Genomic DNA, 18,428 nt, shown 5'->3' with positions numbered 1-18,428 from the left:
GTATGAAGTGAAGGAAAAAGCCTGCCCATGGTGTCAGGCCGTTTGCGGCTTGAAGGTCATCGCCAGGCCGTTCATGCAATAGCGCAGGCCGGTCGGTTTTGGCCCGTCGTTGAACACATGGCCCAGATGCCCGCCGCAGCGCCGGCAATGAACTTCCTCGCGCAGCACGCCAAAGGAGTGGTCTTCACGCGTGGCCACGGCGTTAGTCAGCGGCGCCCAGAAACTCGGCCAACCGGTATGGCTATCGAATTTTGTGCTCGATGAAAACAGCGCCAGATCGCAGCCCGCACAGGTAAAAATACCGTCGCGGTGTTCGTTGTTCAGTGCGCTGGAATAGGCCCGTTCGGTGCCCTCTTCGCGCAGGATTTCGTACTGCTCGGCGCTGAGCAGTTGGTGCCATTGCGCATCAGTGTGGGTGACCTCGAAGGTCTCGGCAGCACTCGCCTCACTGATCAGCAGCGAGCGCGCGGTCATTTTTGGCAATACACCGGCAACCAGCGCCGCAAGGCCCAGCCCGCCGCCCGTTAGAAGAATCTGTCGCCGTGAAAACATGGCCCTCTCCCTAAATTCGCCGTGGATGACATGGAACACAGCCTAGGCTTGAGGTGATCGCCAAATCCTCACGTGGAGTTAAACAATTCGTGATAACTCGCCGAGGGAAAACCCCGCACAATACGTGCACTGCGCAACAGGATTAAGTCCCAATGGATCAACCCAAACGCGTCCTGGTGGTCGAGGACGACAAACACATCGCCGACCTGATCTGCCTGCACCTGCGCGACGAACAGTTCGAGGTCGTGCACAGCGCCGATGGCAATGAAGGCTTGCGTCTGCTCGAACAAGGCAGTTGGGACGCGCTGATTCTCGACCTGATGCTGCCGGGTGTCGACGGCCTGGAAATCTGCCGCCGCGCCCGCGCCATGGCCCGTTACACCCCGATCATCATCACCAGCGCCCGCTCGAGCGAAGTGCACCGCATTCTTGGCCTGGAGCTGGGGGCCGACGATTACCTGGCCAAACCGTTTTCGATGCTTGAGCTGGTGGCGCGGGTCAAGGCCCTGCTGCGACGGGTCGACGCCATGGCCCGCAACCTGAGAATGGACGCTGGCAGCTTGACCTGCGACGGGCTGTTCATCGATCCGATCACCCGCGACGTGTCGCTCGACGGCAAGCGCCTGGACCTCACCCCACGCGAGTTCGACCTGCTGTACTTTTTTGCCCGGCAGCCGGGCAAGGTCTTCTCGCGCATGGACTTGCTGAACGCCGTCTGGGGCTACAGTCACGAAGGCTACGAGCACACCGTCAACACTCACATCAATCGTCTGCGGTCCAAGATCGAAAGCGACCCGGCGCAACCGGTGCGGATTCTCACGGTGTGGGGCCGTGGCTATAAATTCGCCCCGGCGCAGGAGCAGCCATGAGACTGACACTCACCCAGCGCCTGTCGGCGGTGTTCGCCCTGTTGCTGTTGGTGTGCAGCGGCACGTCGGTGTGGATGCAGGTGCGCTCCAACCACATGCATGAGCTGGAAGTGGTGCAAGGTTTGTCCCGGGACCTGGCGCAGCACATCGCCCATGACACCCAGTTGATGGACGCCAATGGCCTGAAACCCGATGCACTGCGCGAGCTGTTCAGCCAGTTGATGCTGGTGAACCCGAGTGTCGAGGTGTACCTGCTCGACAGTCGCGGCCGGGTGGTCGGCAATGCGGCGCCTGAAGGCCACCTGCGTCGCGAGCAGGTCGACCTGACGCCCGTGCGGCGCCTGCTCAACGGCGAAGCCCTGCCGATTCTCGGCGACGACCCGCGCAGCATCGACGGGCGCAAGGTGTTCAGCGCCGCACCGCTCAAGGTCAACGGTCAGCAGGTGGGCTTTCTCTACGTGGTGCTGCTCAGCGAAGAACATGACCGCTACGCCGAACGCGGCGCCACCAGCGCGGCGCTGAACACCGCGCTGTGGTCGATCGGGATGGTCGCGTTGCTGTGCCTGATCGCCGGCCTCACGGCATTTACCCTGATCACCCGACCGCTGCGCCGCCTGACTGACACGGTCGCGCATTTCGACATTGACGGCGCACCGGTCACACCGCCCTCGCCGGCGCCCTCAGGTACCGTGGATAACCTCGCCACTCAGGACGAAATCGCCGTGCTCGATGCCGCCTTCCGGCAGATGCAAAAGCGTCTGGGTGAACAATGGCGTTCCCTGACCCGCCAGGATCAGGAACGTCGCGAGCTGGTCGCCAATATCTCCCACGACCTGCGCACACCGCTGGCATCACTGCATGGCTACCTCGAAACCCTGTCGTTGAAAGACGCCAGCCTGACCCCGGCCGAGCGCCGCCGCTACTTGGGCATCGCCCTCGACCAGAGCCGCAAGGTCGGTGGTCTGGCGCAGTCATTGCTGGAACTGGTGCGCCTGGAACACGGCTTCGTCCAACCGGTGCTGGAGCGTTTTTCCCTGACCGATCTGGTGCAGGACATCTTTCAGAAGTTCGAGCTGACCGCCGAAGCCCGACACGTGCAGCTCAAGGCGAGCTTCGCACCGAATGTCTCGGCGGTCTGCGCCGACCTTGGGTTGATCGAGCGCGTGCTGACCAACCTGTTCGACAACGCCTTGCGCCACACACCCGATGGCGGGGAAATCGACATCAGCCTTGTCCCGCAAGGCAAGTTCGTCGAAATCACCGTCAGCGACAGCGGCCCGGGCATCGCCGCTGAATTGCGCGAAGGCTTGTTCCTGCGCCCGTTCAACATTGGTGGCGCGCGCCGTGACGGCGGTTTGGGATTGCGCATCGTGCAGCGGATTCTGCAACTGCATGGCCGCGAAATTCGCCTGATGGACGTGCCGGGGCAAGGCGCGACCTTCCGCTTTTCGTTGCCGGTGGATGAGGAAACGGCAACTGCGCTGGCGGTTCGCTCGATGAATTTGAATTCGCCCCAGCGATAATCCGCTAGCCTCCCTGATCCTCACTCAAGCAAGGACGCCGGCGGCTTGCCCGCCGGACTGCCTTTAGCCCCGCCTTCGAATCGAACGCGGGGCTTTTTTTGCGCAACGATTGGCCGCTGTTGCGGTCACATCGGTCGCCGCGCTGCCCTGATCGTCCGTTGGTCCGTGACAACATCGCAGCGGTCCAATAGATTAGGCAACCCGAAAACGCCGATGCTGTTCTCGTCTTAAATTCTGTTTAAAGAAGTAGTGAAATTTCAATGCCAGATTCCAATACCGCTGAATCCGTAATCACCTTGTCGTCCAAAGCGGAATACGAAAACTCCATCAATCTTTCACAACACGTGCCGCAGGCCAAAACCATCAGCGAGATGGTTCTGGACGCGTTCCACACCTCGAAAGAAAGCGACCAGATTCGCGAACTGCGCGCGGCCATCCGTCAGGCTCACGATCGCTTCGACGACGATAAAGCCTACGAACTGATGGGCGAACTCAAGCAACTCAAGGACGCCGAGGCCGCCGACATCGCCGCCCTGGAAGACCTGAGCAGCAAGTTCCCGATCAGCCGGATACTGTCGAGCTTCAAGGACGACCCAAGCTTTCAGGAGCTGGTCTACGGCCTGGCGCTGAAAGTGCTGAACCAGACCCATCAGGCCATCAGTAACCCGAACAGCGGCAAAAGCAAAGTGGCCCGTACCAAGAAAGAAATCGAAGTGTTCAGCATCAGCAAAGACGGCGTCAGCGTCAGCCTGCCACTGCGCAACCCACGGGTTAAGCCGAACGCCGACCGTGAAGCCTTCGAATTCCTCGGTTTCACCTTTGTCGGTGAAGGCGACGAAGCCGAGCTTGCCAGCGAGACCTTCATCGACAATGCCGGCACCGAACAACCGGCCACCCGCAAAGCCATCATCACCGCCCTGCAACAGCAGACGGCGTTCGACGGTTACAGCATCGCGGTGCAGTAACAGCACCCTCTTAAAAGATCGCTGGCTTGCCAGCGATTGGGCCGCTCGGTCCACCTGACAAATCCTGAATCCGGTCTACATTAAAAAGCCACTACCCAAAGCGCAGGGATTCGCTTATCCTTTTCGCTGTATATAAATACAGTAGTCGAAAACGACAACTATCGTGAAGGCATGTGAGGTGGTGAATGGCCGTCGAAGTGGTATACCGCAGCAGCCGAGATCTGGAGCGCTTGTTCATGGATAAAGCCGAAGCTGACCGTCATGACAAAATGCTCGAACTGGCCGAATTGCTGGCTGAAGTGTTGCAAAAAGCGGTTCCGTCGCTAACCGAGCAGCAGGTGGAAGAAGCCGGGATCTACATGGCGAAAAACCGCGATGTGTTCGCCAAGGCGTTCAAGAGCCAACCGGACGCCCTGTCCGAATTGCTCAACGTACCTGCTGAACCCATAGAAGTCATTGAACCGACTGAACCAGCCGAGCCGACCAAGCCCGCCAAGGCAGCGAAGCCAGCCAAGTAAACAACGCCCGAATTGAATAGGCCCTGAGTCACTGACTCAGGGCCTTTTTCATGCCTGGATTTCAACCGTCCGGTTGTTCCAATGCCTCGACCAACACCTTGAAGAAGCGCGCGGCCTCACCGCCCGTCACGACCCGGTGATCGAAGGTCAGCGACAACGGCAATATCGGATGCACCAGCACCTTGCCATCCATCGCCACCGGTTCATCGCGAATCGCCCCTGCGGCCAGAATCGCCACTTGCGGTGGCACCACCACTGGATTGGCATAGCGCCCGAACAAAGTGCCGAAGTTCGACAAGGTCAGGGTCGCGCCCATCATTTCTTTGGCCGGAATCGAGCGCGCTTTCACATCAGCGCGTAAACGAGTCACGCCCTCTTTCAAATCGGCGGACGAACGATTGCCGACATCACGCAGCACCGGCACGAACAAACCGTCTGGAGTGTCGACAGCGATGCCCAGGTCCAATGTGCCGTGGTGCTTGATCGACAAGGTCTTGCCATCAAACCCGCTGTTGAGCACCGGCTCCACGGCACAGGCGGCCGCCATGGCTTTGGCCAGGCGGATCAACGGCTCACGCGCATTGCCCCAACGATGCAGATCGGCATCGGCAAAGATCGTCACCGGCACGACTTCGGCGTGGGACCGGGCCATGTTCAGCGCCATGCTGCGACGCACTCCGCGCAGCTTCTCCCCGCCAAATTTGTCGCGCTCGGTCTGCGAGGCAGTTTCAACATCGCTGCGGGTGATCAACCCATTGGGGCCGGACCCGCTTAGTCCATTCAACTCGACGCCCAATTGTCGGGCCAGTTGCCGCACCGCCGGGGTAGCGCGAGCGCTCATATGCTCGCGGGTCGAGGGCGCGGCGCCAACGAAAAACTGATCCTCCTGATTGCTGCCGCCACCTTCAAGCCGGCCCACCACCGTGCCGGCATCCGCCTCGCCTTCATACCCCAGCAAGGGTTCGCCGACATGCAGGATGTCACCTTCGCCGCCGAAGGTTTTCGCCACCACACCGTCGTAAGGTGCGGGAATATCCACCAGGGCCTTGGCGGTTTCCACCGAAACCAGCAGTTGATCAGCCTTCACCGCATCGCCGACCTTGACGTGCCATTCGACGATTTCCGCTTCTTGTAGCCCTTCGCCCAGGTCGGGCAATTTGAAATATTTCATTGCAGCCTCCGGGCCTCAGGCGCCTCTTTAGACGTGGTGCAGCAGCACGCTGTCGCAGCCGTGAAGGATGTCTTCGACATTCGGCATGTACAGCAACTCCTGCCGATACAACGGTGGCGGAATATCCGGTGCGGTCACCCGCAGGATCGGTGCCTGCAAATCCAGCAACGCACGTTCGTAGAGGCTGGCGGCGATTTCCGCGCCGACGCCACAGGTGCGTGGCGCTTCATGGACGATCACGCAACGACCGGTCTTGCGCACCGACGCTTCCAGCGTGTCGAGGTCCAGCGGCTTGATGCAGGCGACATCGATCACCTCGGCCGAAATCCCCTGCTCGCCCAGTGCAGTCGCGGCCTGCAAAGTTTCCATGACACTGGCGCCCCAACTGATCAGGGTGATATCGCTGCCTTCACGCAAGGTGAAACAGGTGTCCAGCGGCAGACGCTTGCCATCGTCGATCAACGGTTGCGGGTTCATCCGGTAGAGCCGCGTCGGTTCGAGGAACAGCACCGGGTCCGGGTCGTCGATGGCCGCCAGCAACAGGCCGTAAGCCCGCGCCGGCGATGAAGGAATCACCACCCGCAGCCCCGGGATATGGGCAAACAACGCTTCGGTACTTTCACTGTGATGTTCCGGCGCGCGAATCCCCGCGCCCATCGGCGTGCGCAGCACCATCGGGCAAGTGATCCGCCCGCGCGTGCGGTTGCGCATGCGGCTGGCGTGGGACACCAGGTGCTCCATGGCCGCGTAGATGAAACCCATGAACTGGATTTCCAGCACCGGCTTCAGCCCTTGGGCCGCCATGCCGATCACCAGGCCGCCGAGCATGGTTTCGGCCAGCGGCGTGTCGATCACCCGCTTGAAACCAAAACTGTCGCGCAGCCCTTGCGTGGCGCGAAACACACCGCCGTTCACGCCGACGTCCTCACCGAGCACAATCACGTTTTCGTCCTCGCGCATGGCCCGATGCAACGCCAGGTTGACCGCCTCCAGCAGCGTGACTTTGCCGTTACTCATGAGCGGCCCCTCCTGCACGGCGCGCCGCGCGTTCGAGCAACCACTCGCGCTGCTCGGCCAACGCCGCCGGCCACTGGGCATAAACGTGATCGATCACCGATTCAGGTGACTGCTGGCCGGCCGCATCGAAGTTATCCACAGCGCCCTGCACCAGCGCCTGACACTCGGCGATCAGTGCCTGTTCGCGGCCTTCGTCCCACACGCCCTGCCCGGCCAGAAAACGCTGCAAGCGCTTGACCGGTTCTTCCAGCCAGGCCTGTTTGACCTCTTCGGCCGGGCGATAGCGGGTCGCATCGTCTGCGGTGGTGTGATCGCCGAGGCGGTAACTCACGCACTCCAGCAACACCGGACCTTTACCGTGACGCGCGCGTTCGAGAGCGATTTGCACCCGATCATAGACCGCGAGTATGTCGTTACCGTCGACTTGCTCGCCGTGGAAACCGGCGCCGATCGCCTTCTGGGCCAGGGTCGGCGCAGCGCATTGAATCCGCCGTGGCACCGAAATCGCCCACTGGTTGTTGTTGATCACGAACACCACCGGCAACTGCCAGGCCCCCGCGACGTTCAAGGCCTCAAGAAAGTCGCCCTTGCTGGTCGCACCATCGCCGCAGGTGGTCACGGCGACCCGATGTTCGCCGCGAATCTTGAAGGCACTGGCGACGCCGCACGCGTGCAGCGCCTGGGTGGCGATCGGCACACAGATCGGGAAATCCTCGACCGCCGCGGGCTCGGTAAAATCGCTACCGCGCTCATCGCCGCCCCAGTACAGCAAAATCTCCTCCATGCGCACCCCGCGCATCAATTGCACGGCGGTGTCGCGGTAATACGGGATCAGCACGTCTTCAGGATGCATCAGGCTGCCGACGGCCACGCCGATCGCTTCCTGGCCGAGGGTCGGCGCGTAAGTACCGATGCGCCCGGTGCGTTGCAGGGCGACGGCTTTTTGATCGAAGAGACGGGTCAGGATCATTTGCCGGTAGAGGCGGGTCAGCAGATTGAAGTCGTCGGCCCAGGCGGGAAGTTCGCTCAATGCCTGGCCGTCGGGGGATAAATAGCGGGTGTAGGGAAGGTCGACCTTGTTACGCGGCATGAAACGGCTCCTTGCACGCCGGGTCAGCGTGCCGTTGTCGGGCCTGACGCTCGTGGCGCCAGGCTCAGGGAGCAAGTCGACCGGGTAAGGCCCTCACTCCGTCATCGGTACAGCACTTTCTCTGCCAGCTCATCCGCCACCCGGGCTGGCGAGCGCTTTTCAGCCTGGGCATGGGCGAAGACTTCAGTCAGCCGCGAGCTGATTTTCGAGAGGTGCGCGGTGATGTTCGACAACGCCTCGCCACGGTGTTTGAGCGATACATAAATCAACCCGCCGGAATTGATCACGTAGTCCGGCGCATACAGAATGCCGCGGTTCTCCAACTGGTCGGCAACCTGCAGGTTCGTCAGCTGATTGTTGGCCGAACCGGCCACTGCGGCGCAGCGCAATTGCGCAACGCTGTGGCTGTTGAGCACGCCGCCCAGCCCGCAAGGCGCGAGGATGTCGCACGGAGTGCTGAGCAGCGATTCGTTGGCAATCGGACGGGCGCCCAACTGCTCGATGGCCAGTTGTACCTTGCCGGCGTCGATGTCGCTGACCAGCAGTTCGGCCCCGGCGGCATGCAGTTGCTCGGCGAGTGCAAAACCGACATTGCCCAACCCCTGGACCGCCACCCGCAGGCCTTCGAGGTTGTCACTGCCCAAGCGGGCCATGGCTGTGGCGCGAATACCGGCGAACACACCCATGGCGGCATGCGGCGCCGGATCGCCAGCGGCGGTGGTGCTGGTGACATGCTGGGTTGTCTGGGCAATGCAATCCATGTCGGCGACAGAAGTACCGCTGTCGATGGCCGTGATGTAGCGACCGTCGAGCTGTTCGACAACGCGGCCGAAGGCCTCGAACAAGGCTGCGCGGCTTTCGACATGGGGCGGGCGAATGATCACCGCCACCCCGCCACCCTGCGCCAGCCCGGCTAGCGCGGCCTTGTAACTCATGCCTTGCGCCAGGCGAGCAGCATCCATCACGGCGCTTTCATCGTCGGGGTAGGCAAGGTAACGGCAGCCACCGAGGGCGGGGCCCAAACGGCTGCAATGAATGGCAATCACCGCCTTCAACCCGGTCACCGGGTCAACGCTCAGGTGCAGCGATTCAAGGCGAGTGCTTTGCATGAGAGCGAACATCGTAGGGCTCCCGAATCACTTCTTGTAGTCGCCAGTATAGGCCTGCGGCTGAAAATTGCTGAAGCGCACCGGAATAAGCAGCGGGGGTTTTACAGCCTTTACGACATAACCTGCAACGGCATGTGTACAGCACTGGACGAATGCCTGAGACGGGGCTAAAACGAGGCATCCGCCGGAGATTTTGATGAACCCGCGCCACGCTTTTTTCGCTTGTCTGCAACGCTCGCCACCGGCGCTCTTCGAAGCGGCGCTGTGGATCGCTGCCGAACATGATCCACAGGTGAAGCCCGAGGTCCTGCTGGAGCAATTCAAGGATCTGCAACAACGGGTCAGCGCCGGTTTGCCGATGTTGCCGGTCAGCGAGTTGGCCCAACCGTTGTTGCGGCGACTCAATGACATGGGTTATCAACAGGACGAATCCGTCCCGCTGCGTCCGCAGGCGGCACTGCTCAACAAGGTGCTGGAACGCCGACGCGGGCAACCGCTGGCCCTCGGTTTGATCGCGCTGGAGTTGGCCCGACGGCTGGAGATCCCAATGGTCGGGGTGAATTTTCCCGGGCACTTTCTGTTGCGGGTGCCGGGGGCCGATCATGTGCTCGACCCGTGTGGCGGTCGGCGCCTGTACCCCAACGACTGCCGCGAGTTGCTGCAACGCCAGTACGGCCCGAACATGCAGCTCAACGCCGAGCATCTGGTTACTAGCGATCCGGTCCAAATGCTCCAGCGGCTGTCGCGCAACTTGCGTCAGTTGCATTTAGCCAACGACGACAACATCGGCGCACTGATCGATGCCGAGCGGGTGCTGGAGCTCGGCAATGCCTGCGTCAGCGACTACCTGGCCCGCGCCAGCCTCTATCAACGGCTGGACTGCCCCAACGCCGAGCGTTTCGACCTGGAACATGCCTTGTTGCTCAGCGACGACCCGATCCAGCGCATTCGTCTGACCGAACGGCTGGGGCATTTGCCACCCAACAGCGTGGTGCATTGATTTTTGTGGGAGCGAGCCTGCTCGCGATGCAGGCGCTTCGGTGTTACTGACTGGCCGCGTTATCGTTCATCGCGAGCAGGCTCGCTCCCACAGGGTATTGCGTTACTTCGGGGTATCGGGCTGATTGGCCGGGTGGGCTTTGATGAACGCCGGATGCTGTGCTGCCAGCGCCGCAACCCGGCGAATCCGCGGATACGCCTCAAGAGAAATGTTGAAACGCTCGGCCGCATACAACTGCGGGATCAAGTAGACATCCGCCATCCCGGGCGCGCTGCCAAAACAGTAACCCTCGTCACCAATCAAGTGCTCGACCGCCGCCAGCCCCTGAGTAATCCAGTGACCGATCCACTGCACCACCTGCGGCTCATCATGACCGAGTTGGCGCAGCTGATTGAGCACGCTGACGTTGTGCAGCGGATGAATGTCGCAACCGATCAACGCCGCCACCCCACGCTCATGCGCGCGCCTGGCCAGGTCTTTGGACAGCAGCGGCACCTGTGGATAACGCTCTTCCAGGTACTCGATGATCGCCGGGGACTGGATCAGCAACTCGCCTTCATCGGTGCGCAAGGCTGGCACCCGGCCTTGCGGGTTGATGTGCAAATAAGCCGGTTGCTGGTGTTCGCCACCTTGCGGTGCGATCAGGTTGATCGGCAGCGCCTGGTACTCCAGCCCTTTGAGTGCCAGGGCAATGCGCACCCGAAAGGACGACGTCGAACGGTAGTAGGTAAAGAGTTCCATGGCCTGAACCTCTTAACGTGCCGGGAGGATTTTGCCGCGGCATTCGCCGAAACCAATGGAGGCGAAACCGTCGCGGCTGCAGCGTGCACGCAGGATGATTTCGTCGCCGTCTTCAAGGAACTTGCGCACCTCGCCCGAAGGCAGTTCGATCGGTTTTTTGCCGCCTTCGGTGATTTCCAGCAGGCTACCGAACTGACCGTTTTCCGGCCCTGACAAAGTGCCCGAACCGAACAGGTCACCGGCCTGCAACTGGCAGCCGTTGACGCTGTGGTGCGCGACCAGTTGCGCCACGGTCCAGTACATGTATTGAGTGTTGCTCAGCGTCAGGCGATGGGCTGGCAGGTTTTGTTCGCGCATGGCTTCGGTGAGCAGCAGCACTTCCAGTTCGATATCGAAGGCGCCAGCGGCCTGATCACGCTTGTCGGACAGGTACGGCAACGGCTGCGGATCGCCTTCGGGACGCGCTGGTTGGGCACGGCGGAACGGTTCCAGCGCTTCAGCGGTGACGACCCATGGCGAGATGCTGGTAATGAAGCTTTTCGACAGGAACGGCCCCAGTGGCTGGTATTCCCAGGCCTGGATGTCGCGCGCCGACCAGTCATTCAACAGGCAGAAACCGGCGATGTGCTCGGCGGCATCGCCGATGGCAATCGAGTCGCCCATCTCATTGCCCTGACCAATCCAGATGCCCAGTTCCAGTTCATAGTCCAGGCGCGCACACGGGCCGAACGTCGGTTCGGTCTGACCGGCGGGCAGAGTCTGGCCTTTCGGACGACGCACGTCGGTGCCGGACGGGCGAATGGTCGATGCGCGGCCGTGATAGCCGATCGGCACGTACTTGTAGTTCGGCAGCAGCGGGTTGTCCGGGCGGAACAGTTTGCCGACGTTTTGCGCGTGCTCGATACCGACGTAGAAGTCGGTGTAGTCATTGATCCTGGCTGGCAGGTGCATCTGGCAATCGGTAGCCAATGGCAGCAGTTTTGCGCCTTGGGCTTCAATCTTGCCGCGCAGGGTGCTGCCATCTTTGAGCAGTTCCAGCAGACGTTCACGCAGGGCCACGCGGGCGCCACCTCCGAGGTCGAAGAACGCGTTCAGTTGACCGCCACGGGTGGCTTCGACGGCCGAACGCGCCGCACCGTCGAACAGACCGGCTTCGAGCGCCGCTTCCAGGTCGAAAATATGCTCGCCGACCGCCACACCGCTGCGCGGTGCCGAACCCTGAGTGCTGAACACACCCAGGGGCAGGTTTTGCAGCGGGAAGTCGGTGTGACCGTTGGCGGAGGCAACCCAGCTACGAGTGGGGGTGGTCTGAGTCATGGGTTATCTCCGGTTCGGATTGAAAGTGGCGGGCAGCGAGGCCCAGCATGCATCGTAGTTGTTTTGCAGTTGCGGGCAATCGAGGGCAAAGCGGCTTGGGCGCAACACCTGGCTGGTCTCGAACATGAAGGCCATGGTGTTGTCGATTTTGCTCGGAGCCAGCTCGGCATTGATCGCCTTGGTGCAGGTTTCGCCGTCCGGCCCGTGAGCGCTCATGCAGCTGTGCAACGACGCACCACCCGGCAGGAAACCTTCGGCCTTAGCGTCGTAGGTGCCCTGGATCAGGCCCATGAATTCGTTCATCAGGTTGCGGTGGAACCACGGTGGACGGAAGGTGTTTTCGGCCACCATCCAGCGCGGCGGGAAGATCACGAAATCGAGGTTGGCCAGACCGTGGACGCTGGTCGGCGACGTCAGCACGGTGAAGATCGACGGGTCCGGATGATCGAAGCTGACCGTGCCAATAGTGTTGAAGCGGCGCAGGTCATATTTGTACGGCACATTATTACCGTGCCAGGCGACCACGTTCAGCGGCGAATGGTCGAGCTCGCAGCCCCACAACTCACCGAGGAATTTCTGTACCAGGGTGGTCGGTTGCTTGAGGTCTTCGTAGTGCGCGACCGGAGTCAGGAAGTCCCGTGGATTGGCCAGACCGTTACTGCCAATCGGCCCGAGGTCCGGCAGGCGCAGCGGCGCGCCGTGGTTCTCGGCCAGGTAGCCACGGGCTTGCGGGTCGAGCAATTCGATGCGGAATTTCAAACCGCGTGGCAGCACGGCGATTTCCAGCGGTTCCAGCTCCAGCACGCCGAGTTCGGTGGCGATGCGCAACCGACCCAGCTCCGGCACCAGCAACCACTCGCCATCGGCGTTGAAGAACACCCGCTCCATGGAGCGATTGGCGCGGTAGTGATAAAGGCTGATCCCGGCCGGTTTTTCCGAACCCGAGTTAGCCGCCATGCGCACCAGACCGTCGATGAAATCGGTCGGTTCGCCAGGAATATCCAAAGGGTTCCAGCGCAGGCGGTTGGGCGTCACGTCGCCCAGCGGTCCGCCAGCCAATTGCCGCTCCAGTTTGACGAACGCCGGGTGATTGGCCGACGGCTGAATGCGGTACATCCAGGTGCGTCGCGCTTCACTGCGCGCCATGGTGAACGCAGTACCGGAGAACAGTTCGGTGTAGAGACCGTAAGGGGCTTTTTGCGGGGAGTTCTGGCCGACGGGCAGTGCGCCGGGCAGCGCTTCGCTGCTGAATTCGTTGCCGAAACCTGACTGGTAAACCAGCGCTGGCGCCGTTGAATCGAGGTTCATGGAGCCTCCTGAACAGGGAGTAGGCCGTGGCCTATGGCTCCCTTTCAGAAGTCTCGGCACGCCCAGGTTATTTTTGTCGTAATTCGATTACGCATAACGTAATTTGATTGGTATTGACCGTCAAGCTATAAAGACGCCCATTCGTCCCGGGATCACACCGCCTCCATGGAAAAGCCGCGTAGCAGCACCGCCGACAGCGGTAAACAGAAAGTCCGCTCGGCCGAGGTCGGCACCGACATCCTCAAGGCTTTGGCCGAGTTGTCGCCATCGACGTCGTTGTCGCGCCTGGCCGAACACGTGCAGATGCCAGCGAGCAAAGTTCACCGCTATTTGCAGGCGTTGATCGCCAGTGGTTTTGCCGAACAAAACGCCGCCACCAACCATTACGGTCTCGGCCGCGAAGCCTTGCGCGTCGGCCTGGCCGCTTTAAACAGTATGGACGTGCTGAAAGTCGCCGCCCTGCCACTGGCCGAGTTGCGCGACGACCTGAACGAAACCTGCTTCCTCGCGGTATGGGGCAACCAGGGTGCAACCGTGGTGCATATCGAACCGGCGGTGCGTGCAGTGACGGTGGTGACGCAACTGGGTTCGGTACTGCCGCTGCTCAGTTCATCCACCGGACTGGTGTTCAGTGCTTATTTGCCGAACCGTGAAACTGTCGAATTACGCGAACTGGAAGTGCAGGCAACGGCTGCCCACCCGCTGGCCGATGACCAGGTCTACGCGACGTTGTGTGAACAGATCCGCGAACGCGGCCTGCATCATGTGCATGGTTTGCTGATGCCGGGAGTCGATGCGCTCTCGGCCCCGGTGTTCAATGCGGTCGGCCAAGTGGCGGCAGTGCTGACTATTGTCGGCCCGACGTCGTTGTTCCATGCCGATGAAAACGGCCCGGCGGCGCAGCGATTGCTGGCGGCGACCCGGGCCGTGAGTTGGCGGATGGGCTATGAGCCCAGCGCCGCCATCGGTTAAAGCGTTCGACGCTCAACGCCTGTGCTTACTCCAGCAGCGTCTGCTCGCTGGACTCAGGCTCTGCAAACGCCTCCTTCATCAACTCGGTCATCACCGCCAGATCCGCCGTTTGCCCGCTGCAGGCCGAGACAACGCTCAAACAGGTATTCGCATCGCCCAAGCGCTTGGCAATTGCCTTCTGCAGGGGCGAGAACCCTAACTTGCCGATGCGCATTGTGGCCAGTTCCTGCATGCAATCCAGGTAGCTTGTGAACAGCGCTTTATAATCACCTTCGTGATAAGCCCTGGCCCCATCGAACACCCCTTTTGCAATCACCACGGCGCTCAGTCCAAAACCGATCGGTGGGAACACACAGCCAACGACGGTGACTGCCGCTACAGCAGCGTCATAAACCAGTTTGCCAACCAACTCGACAAGACTCCTGGTTTGAGCATCGACACCGTTAATGACCTGGCCAATCATATCGCCGTAACAACGAGAAAAGTCGCGCACACGGCTATCGAATTGCAGTTTTGGCGGTTCGACGTCGACACGGCTGCGCTGCACCGCTTCGATGTAAGTTTTGACCACCCGCTGGTCGGTGAACTGGGCGCGCTGGCAGTAATAACGGCCTAACCCTTTCACTTTGACCGACCTGGCGAACTCGGCCAGCGGTCGAAACCATCGTTCATCCGGGGCATGCGGGGTATACAACAAGTCCTCAGCCAGCCCGTTGTTCATTATCCGAAAAACATAAACGCCCTCGATCCTGCGGCCTTCCAGATGAAACGCGTAGACACCGTCGCGCTGGGGAGATTCAGGCTCTTCATAGTCCCACAGACCGGAGGGCTCCGCTTCGCGCAATCGGTCAATAGCGCCCTCGATATCCAAACTTTGTCGCTTATCAAGTCTGCCGCTGAAAAGTTCCGATAACACGGCGCGCTGCATTTCATGCAGCCGCAGGTTTACATACACATCGCGTTTCAGCGCATAACCAGGGGCATTTTTGTCCAGGTAGTCCGTGGACAGCATGTCGATATATTTTTCACCCGGACGCAAGGTCTTCGACCAGCTCACGACGTATTGCATCAGTACGTCGGACAGCAACTGACCGGAGATGGCTGGATGACCGTCCAACAAACGCAGTTTCGGGTAGAGTCCCGGGTTATGTATCGGCCCGCTCCCTTGCGTAATGTGATGTTCTTTGATGATCAGTTGAGACAAGGTCATTTCTTGCGACTCGTCCAGCGCCACGACCATCAAATCGGGATTCACGACGACGGTTTCACCGTGTCCGACCAGAATATCTTCAACTCTCTGTTTAATGAGGTTGAATGCAAACTTCTCGTAACTGATCAGCGCCGTCTCACGGGTGGCAAGCTGGGTCAATGCTTTAAGCTCGGTGTTCAAGCGGGCGAAAAATCGTCGCTGGTAGGACGAGGCCGAGCGATAACCGGCTGGAATGACCGCCTCCAGTTCACCCCGCAGCCAACCGACATCAAGCAAAACAGCCTGGCGTAACGCACCGGGACCGTACGCTGGCCAAGGGTCGCGCTGGATACCATTCCACTGACTCGGAAGATCCAGAAGGCGCCTCATGTACGCATCGGTGCGCCCTCGCTCACTGGCGTGAGACTGCTGAAGCAGGTAACTGCGTCCTTCGGGCAGACGTATCAGGTCTATGACATGGGCCTCCAGTTGCCGAATACTGATGAACTCGTACCAGACCTGGCCTCCTGGAGCTTCAGGCGAATAGAGAACGCAAGGACCGTCCTCACCTTTCGGCCCGCAATAAACAATCATCCTTCGCAGCGCGGTTTCTGAACCAACGAGCGTCAGGCTCCCCAACGTGAAATTCCTGGCCCTTTGACTGGCCCTATCGACGATATCGAGGCTCTCGTCGCTAATATGCCCCTGCAATTTCGCGCTGAACGAACTCAGGTCCGTACGACTGTCCAGCGCGACCTGCTGGGCATGCAACACCGCCTCACTACGGTACTTCTCTTCAAACTTCTCGGCATACGACGAACGCATGCTCGCGTCGCCCATCACCTCTAGCAGGACTTGCTCGGTAAAGTCTGACGGCAACTTCTCACCTTCAAGGGTGATCTCCAGTGGAACAATGGCCGGATCATACAAACCATTGATCAGAAACTCGGGAAGGGTCAGGCGATTGCGTTGAACGACCTTTTGCTGACCCACATAGAACGTATGGCGAGTATTGACAAATATCTGCTCCGGGTCGACACGTTCACCGGTTTCAAGTTCGACAATCTCTTGGGCATAAAAACGTGCGAACGCCTTCAGGGATTTGGTTTCAGCCAGCAGCTTATCCAGCAGGTGTTCTTTTTGTGCCAGGGACTGTTCCGTATCAAAGTAATACTGACGATCCTCTTCACTGGCACGCTGCAGCCAATCCGGAATAAGGTGAGGCTGTTCGGACATTGCTCGTTTCGATGGGCGCAGAAGTTCTCCATGAACTCCGTCAACCCGCATTGCTGTTGGAACATTGATATTCATGCACGCTTCCTTTTGGCACTTTATAAAACGACAGACCGTCGTTCATTTATTTAATTTCGCCAATGTAGAGCACAACCAACCCAATACCAAAACCCGATACCTTTTCCATTCTTGTATTACAAACAGCAACATCAAGCCCATCAAACACACTGGTAAAACCCAACTAACCCAGCCCCCCAACACTTTCTCCCTGGCCGCAGCCTGAGTTCTGCGCTCCACGCCCGACAAACCGTGGAGCCTGATTTCACGACGGCTGCGCCAGCTGCTATGGTGGGGAGGCGGGTGTGTGATCACGACTGTTGTCGAGGCTGTAATAGTCATTGTCACGAATCGCTGTTTTTCCTTTGGGGATAAGGACTTATCCTTGCCTGGCTTTCACGGCAAACCACCTGAAAGCGCCCACGCAGTGAAGTGTGAACAGCCCACTTGCACTGTGACCGACTTCAGATGAGTTGAAGCAAACCCTTCAGTTCATCGCCCCGTGTTCACTGACGTTGATTTGTAGCTCCTTGATCCAACGTCTTACCTTGGCCGCTGCGTTTGCAGCGGCCTTTTTTATGGGCGAAATAAAAGAACCCCGTGAGCACGGAGTTCGATGAGGGAGTGTTCAGAAGCGAAGGTGATTGAGCCCACCCCGGCAATAGTTCTCGGTATTACAGCGAATACTTCTGCAGATTCGCCATCATTTCCTTCAGCGCCTCAATGTTGTCCTTGGGATGCACCGCACCTTCAAAGTCGCAAATCTGCTCCCAATGAGCCGCAACGTCTTCCGGCGAGAAGCCCTCGCGAGGATCGAAACCGGCGCCGAGACTGCGTTCCCAGCGCACTTTGCCCATCCAGCCACCACCGACCTCAAACAAGCCAGAGGTTTCCTGGCAGTTTTCGCTGGCCAGGTACACCACCAGCGGGCTGACCAATTCCGGTTTCAGCTGTTCGAAGACTTGTGGCGGAATCAAGCCTTCGGTCATGCGTGTGCCACCGGTTGGGGCGATGGCGTTGACCAGAATATTGTTCTTGCGGCCTTCGATGGCCAGGGTGCGGGTCAGGCCATAAAGACCGAGTTTAGCCATGCCGTAGTTGGACTGGCCGAAGTTGCCGTAGATGCCGGAGGTCGAGGCGGTGAAGATCACTCGACCGTAGTTTTGTTCACGCATGTGCGGCCACGCGGCGCGGGTGACTTTGTAAGCACCTTCGACATGCACGCGGTAAACCAGGTCCCAATCGCCGTCTTCCATTTTGTGGAAGGTCTTGTCGCGCAGTATCCCTGCGTTGTTGACCACCACGTCGACGCGGCCAAAGGCATCGAGTGCGTGTTGCACGAGTTTGTCGCCGTCGGTCACCGAATCGTGGTTGGCCACGGCCGTGCCGCCGGCCTCGCGAATCTCTGCCACCACGCGGTCGGCTGCCGAGGCATTGGCGCCTTCGCCTTGAGCCGAACCGCCGAGATCATTGACCAGTACCTTGGCGCCCTGCCTGGCGAACAACAACGCATGAGCCCGTCCGAGGCCGCCGCCTGCACCGGTGACGATCACCACTTTATCTTCAAAGCGCACAGACTCTTTCATTACCAAACTCCAGCAGGCCAGGGACAGTGAGCCCGAGTGTCAGGCACGGCGCGGGTAGTCACAATCAACAGGGCTGAGGCTGAATGGTGTGCAATAAGGCGGGGGGATGATGAGCGCGAATGCGCTCGCACGGACCGTGCTTGAGCAGCCGGGCAGCACTACGTTGACCGGCGAGACAGCCATTCGCTGAATGAGGGGCAGTCCCTAGGGC

At 60.1% G+C, this 18,428-nt stretch carries 15 protein-coding genes and 1 pseudogene; 6 read left to right on the top strand and 10 right to left on the bottom strand.

Going from position 1 to position 18,428, the window contains the following annotated elements; genetic code table 11:
- Positions 1-33: 33 nt before the first annotated feature.
- Entirely contained in the window at positions 34-552 is a 519-nt protein-coding gene (msrB, locus tag FPT12_RS05965) for a peptide-methionine (R)-S-oxide reductase MsrB (RefSeq protein ID WP_145015068.1), read from the bottom strand.
- Between the two features lie 152 nt (positions 553-704).
- Here msrB and FPT12_RS05960 point away from each other — a divergent pair, with 152 nt between their 5' ends.
- The 4 genes and pseudogenes from FPT12_RS05960 to FPT12_RS05945 form a co-directional block, all read left to right on the top strand.
- The gene (locus FPT12_RS05960) at positions 705-1,421 is read left to right on the top strand and encodes a response regulator transcription factor (RefSeq protein ID WP_145015067.1); all 717 of its coding nucleotides are present in this window, start codon (positions 705-707) and stop codon (positions 1,419-1,421) included.
- The gene (locus FPT12_RS05955) at positions 1,418-2,944 is read left to right on the top strand and encodes a HAMP domain-containing sensor histidine kinase (RefSeq protein WP_145015066.1); all 1,527 of its coding nucleotides are present in this window, start codon (positions 1,418-1,420) and stop codon (positions 2,942-2,944) included. Before FPT12_RS05960 ends, FPT12_RS05955 begins: the two co-directional genes overlap by 4 nt.
- A 260-nt stretch (positions 2,945-3,204) precedes the next feature.
- Positions 3,205-3,909, top strand: coding sequence for a hypothetical protein (locus FPT12_RS05950; protein WP_145015065.1), 705 nt, complete (start codon positions 3,205-3,207; stop codon positions 3,907-3,909).
- A 185-nt stretch (positions 3,910-4,094) separates the two neighbouring features.
- Positions 4,095-4,334, top strand: a pseudogene (locus FPT12_RS05945) (YebG family protein); the annotation flags it as partial.
- Positions 4,335-4,488: 154 nt separating this feature from the next.
- Here FPT12_RS05945 and FPT12_RS05940 read toward each other — a convergent pair.
- The 4 genes from FPT12_RS05940 to FPT12_RS05925 all read right to left on the bottom strand — a co-directional run bounded on the left by FPT12_RS05940 (position 4,489) and on the right by FPT12_RS05925 (position 8,826).
- Positions 4,489-5,598, bottom strand: a complete 1,110-nt coding sequence (locus FPT12_RS05940; protein ID WP_145015063.1) for a dihydrolipoamide acetyltransferase family protein — start codon at positions 5,596-5,598, stop codon at positions 4,489-4,491.
- A 27-nt stretch (positions 5,599-5,625) separates the two neighbouring features.
- Positions 5,626-6,615, bottom strand: a complete 990-nt coding sequence (locus tag FPT12_RS05935; protein WP_145015062.1) for an alpha-ketoacid dehydrogenase subunit beta — start codon at positions 6,613-6,615, stop codon at positions 5,626-5,628.
- Positions 6,608-7,705 carry a pyruvate dehydrogenase (acetyl-transferring) E1 component subunit alpha gene (pdhA, locus tag FPT12_RS05930; protein WP_145015061.1) on the bottom strand — a complete coding sequence of 366 codons (1,098 nt, stop codon included), beginning with the start codon at positions 7,703-7,705 and terminating at the stop codon, positions 6,608-6,610. Before pdhA ends, FPT12_RS05935 begins: the two co-directional genes overlap by 8 nt.
- Before the next feature lie 101 nt (positions 7,706-7,806).
- Positions 7,807-8,826 carry a Glu/Leu/Phe/Val dehydrogenase dimerization domain-containing protein gene (locus tag FPT12_RS05925; RefSeq protein ID WP_145015060.1) on the bottom strand — a complete coding sequence of 340 codons (1,020 nt, stop codon included), beginning with the start codon at positions 8,824-8,826 and terminating at the stop codon, positions 7,807-7,809.
- A 184-nt stretch (positions 8,827-9,010) separates the two neighbouring features.
- Here FPT12_RS05925 and FPT12_RS05920 point away from each other — a divergent pair, with 184 nt between their 5' ends.
- The gene (locus FPT12_RS05920; RefSeq protein WP_145015059.1) at positions 9,011-9,814 is read left to right on the top strand and encodes a SirB1 family protein; all 804 of its coding nucleotides are present in this window, start codon (positions 9,011-9,013) and stop codon (positions 9,812-9,814) included.
- Positions 9,815-9,916: 102 nt separating this feature from the next.
- Here the strand turns inward: FPT12_RS05920 and maiA are convergent, their stop codons facing one another.
- The 3 genes from maiA to hmgA are packed head-to-tail and all read right to left on the bottom strand — an operon-like array spanning position 9,917 to position 13,180.
- On the bottom strand, positions 9,917-10,555 hold the full coding sequence (gene maiA / locus FPT12_RS05915; protein WP_145015058.1) for a maleylacetoacetate isomerase: 639 nt from the start codon (positions 10,553-10,555) through the stop codon (positions 9,917-9,919).
- Positions 10,556-10,567: 12 nt separating this feature from the next.
- Positions 10,568-11,872: a fumarylacetoacetase gene (gene fahA / locus FPT12_RS05910; protein ID WP_145015057.1), complete on the bottom strand. Its 1,305-nt coding sequence runs from the start codon at positions 11,870-11,872 to the stop codon at positions 10,568-10,570.
- A 3-nt stretch (positions 11,873-11,875) separates the two neighbouring features.
- Positions 11,876-13,180 (bottom strand): homogentisate 1,2-dioxygenase, encoded by a 1,305-nt coding sequence (gene hmgA, locus FPT12_RS05905; RefSeq protein WP_145015056.1) that lies wholly within the window; start codon positions 13,178-13,180, stop codon positions 11,876-11,878.
- Positions 13,181-13,345: 165 nt separating this feature from the next.
- Here hmgA and FPT12_RS05900 point away from each other — a divergent pair, with 165 nt between their 5' ends.
- Complete coding sequence (locus tag FPT12_RS05900; RefSeq protein ID WP_145015055.1) at positions 13,346-14,152, top strand: IclR family transcriptional regulator; 807 nt, start codon at positions 13,346-13,348, stop codon at positions 14,150-14,152.
- 25 nt (positions 14,153-14,177) lie between these two features.
- Here the strand turns inward: FPT12_RS05900 and FPT12_RS05895 are convergent, their stop codons facing one another.
- The gene (locus FPT12_RS05895) at positions 14,178-16,652 is read right to left on the bottom strand and encodes a dermonecrotic toxin domain-containing protein (protein ID WP_256676621.1); all 2,475 of its coding nucleotides are present in this window, start codon (positions 16,650-16,652) and stop codon (positions 14,178-14,180) included.
- 653 nt (positions 16,653-17,305) lie between these two features.
- Positions 17,306-18,217: an SDR family oxidoreductase gene (locus tag FPT12_RS05890; RefSeq protein WP_145015054.1), complete on the bottom strand. Its 912-nt coding sequence runs from the start codon at positions 18,215-18,217 to the stop codon at positions 17,306-17,308.
- Positions 18,218-18,428 lie beyond the last annotated feature (211 nt).

Origin of the sequence: Pseudomonas sp. H3(2019) (assembly GCF_007713465.1) — a bacterium.
In the GTDB taxonomy this organism is placed as follows: Bacteria; Pseudomonadota; Gammaproteobacteria; order Pseudomonadales; family Pseudomonadaceae; genus Aquipseudomonas.
Note: the sequence above shows the minus strand (reverse complement) of the source record. Positions and strands in the feature narration are given on the sequence as shown.

What these genes read in the sequence shown, in the direction of transcription:
- msrB (WP_145015068.1), bottom strand. Translation starts at nt 552, where the DNA reads ATGTTTTCACGGCGACAGATTCTTCTAACGGGCGGCGGGCTGGGCCTT.
- FPT12_RS05960 (WP_145015067.1), top strand. Translation starts at nt 705, where the DNA reads ATGGATCAACCCAAACGCGTCCTGGTGGTCGAGGACGACAAACACATC.
- FPT12_RS05955 (WP_145015066.1), top strand. Translation starts at nt 1,418, where the DNA reads ATGAGACTGACACTCACCCAGCGCCTGTCGGCGGTGTTCGCCCTGTTG.
- FPT12_RS05950 (WP_145015065.1), top strand. Translation starts at nt 3,205, where the DNA reads ATGCCAGATTCCAATACCGCTGAATCCGTAATCACCTTGTCGTCCAAA.
- FPT12_RS05940 (WP_145015063.1), bottom strand. Translation starts at nt 5,598, where the DNA reads ATGAAATATTTCAAATTGCCCGACCTGGGCGAAGGGCTACAAGAAGCG.
- FPT12_RS05935 (WP_145015062.1), bottom strand. Translation starts at nt 6,615, where the DNA reads ATGAGTAACGGCAAAGTCACGCTGCTGGAGGCGGTCAACCTGGCGTTG.
- pdhA (WP_145015061.1), bottom strand. Translation starts at nt 7,705, where the DNA reads ATGCCGCGTAACAAGGTCGACCTTCCCTACACCCGCTATTTATCCCCC.
- FPT12_RS05925 (WP_145015060.1), bottom strand. Translation starts at nt 8,826, where the DNA reads ATGTTCGCTCTCATGCAAAGCACTCGCCTTGAATCGCTGCACCTGAGC.
- FPT12_RS05920 (WP_145015059.1), top strand. Translation starts at nt 9,011, where the DNA reads ATGAACCCGCGCCACGCTTTTTTCGCTTGTCTGCAACGCTCGCCACCG.
- maiA (WP_145015058.1), bottom strand. Translation starts at nt 10,555, where the DNA reads ATGGAACTCTTTACCTACTACCGTTCGACGTCGTCCTTTCGGGTGCGC.
- fahA (WP_145015057.1), bottom strand. Translation starts at nt 11,872, where the DNA reads ATGACTCAGACCACCCCCACTCGTAGCTGGGTTGCCTCCGCCAACGGT.
- hmgA (WP_145015056.1), bottom strand. Translation starts at nt 13,180, where the DNA reads ATGAACCTCGATTCAACGGCGCCAGCGCTGGTTTACCAGTCAGGTTTC.
- FPT12_RS05900 (WP_145015055.1), top strand. Translation starts at nt 13,346, where the DNA reads ATGGAAAAGCCGCGTAGCAGCACCGCCGACAGCGGTAAACAGAAAGTC.
- FPT12_RS05895 (WP_256676621.1), bottom strand. Translation starts at nt 16,652, where the DNA reads ATGAATATCAATGTTCCAACAGCAATGCGGGTTGACGGAGTTCATGGA.
- FPT12_RS05890 (WP_145015054.1), bottom strand. Translation starts at nt 18,217, where the DNA reads ATGAAAGAGTCTGTGCGCTTTGAAGATAAAGTGGTGATCGTCACCGGT.